This window comes from Streptosporangium fragile, from assembly GCF_039534445.1.
Taxonomy (GTDB): Bacteria; Actinomycetota; Actinomycetes; order Streptosporangiales; family Streptosporangiaceae; genus Streptosporangium; species Streptosporangium fragile.
Map to the genome: position 1 here is coordinate 1 of NZ_BAAAVI010000037.1, position 1,462 is coordinate 1,462.

Annotated in this window: 1 protein-coding gene; it reads left to right on the plus strand. The window is 74.7% G+C overall.

All coding sequences use genetic code 11. The features are described from left to right. Nucleotides 1-1,462, plus strand: a 1,462-nt coding sequence (locus ABD841_RS23455) for an acetyl-CoA carboxylase biotin carboxylase subunit (protein ID WP_344975681.1), incomplete at both ends; no start/stop codon positions are given.

Consider the following 1,462-nt stretch of genomic DNA (forward strand, 5'->3'; position numbering starts at 1 on the left):
ATCGCCAACCGCGGGGAGATCGCCGTCCGTGTCGCCCGTGCCTGCAAGGACGCCGGGCTGGCCAGCGTCGCCGTCTACGCCGACCAGGACCTGGACGCCCTGCACGTCCGGATCGCCGACGAGGCGTACGCGCTCGGCGGCCAGACCCCGGCCGAGACCTACCTGGCGATCGAGAAGATCCTCGACATCGCCCGCCGCGCCGGCGCCGACGCGGTGCACCCCGGCTACGGGTTCCTCGCCGAGAACGCCGCCTTCGCCCAGGCCGTCATCGACGCGGGCCTGACCTGGATCGGCCCGCCCCCGGCCGCGATCACCGCCCTGGGCGACAAGGTCCGGGCCCGCCACATCGCCCAGCAGGTCGGCGCGCCCCTGGTGGCCGGCACCGCCGACCCGGTCACCGGCGCCGAGCAGGTGGTGGCCTTCGCCACCGAGCACGGCCTGCCCATCGCGATCAAGGCCGCCTACGGCGGCGGCGGGCGCGGCCTGAAGGTGGCCCGCACCCTGGCGGAGATCCCCGAACTGTACGACTCCGCGGTCCGCGAGGCCGTCACCGCCTTCGGCCGCGGCGAGTGCTTCGTCGAGCGCTACCTGGACCGGCCCCGGCACGTGGAGACCCAGTGCCTGGCCGACGCGCACGGCACCGTGGTGGTCGTCGGCACCCGCGACTGCTCGCTGCAGCGCCGCCACCAGAAACTCGTCGAAGAGGCCCCGGCCCCGTTCCTGACCGCCGCCCAGCGCGACCTGCTGTACGCCGGCTCCAAGGCCATTCTGCGCGCGGCCGGGTATGTCGGCGCGGGCACGTGCGAGTTCCTCATCGGCCAGGACGGCACCGTGTCGTTTCTGGAGGTCAACACCCGCCTGCAGGTCGAGCACCCGGTCAGCGAGGAGGTCACCGGCATCGACCTGGTGCGCGAGATGTTCCGCATCGCCGCCGGGGAGCCGCTGGGCTATGACGACCCGCCGGTGCGCGGGCACGCCATCGAGTTCCGGATCAACGCCGAGGACGCCGGGCGCGGTTTCTTGCCCGCGCCGGGCACGCTCACCCGCTGGCACCCCCCGGCCGGGCCGGGCATCCGGGTGGACGGCGGCTATGACCAGGGCGAGACCGTGCCGGGCGCGTTCGACTCCCTGGTGGCCAAGCTGATCGTGACCGGCGCCACCCGCGCCCAGGCCCTGGAGCGGTCTCGTCGGGCGCTGGCCGAGTTCGTCATCGACGGCATGCCGACCGTGCTGCCGTTCCACCGGGCGGTGGTGGACGATCCGGCGTTCCGCGGCGACGGGGCCTCCTTCGCGGTGCACACCCGGTGGATCGAGACCGAGTTCGCCACCCCGATCGCCCCCTACGCCGGGCCGCCCGGGTCGGCCGCCGAGACCGGCGAGCGCGAGCGGATCACCGTCGAGGTGGGCGGCAAACGCCTGGAGGTCGCGCTGCCCGCCGGGTTCGGCAGCCCGGCCGGGGGCA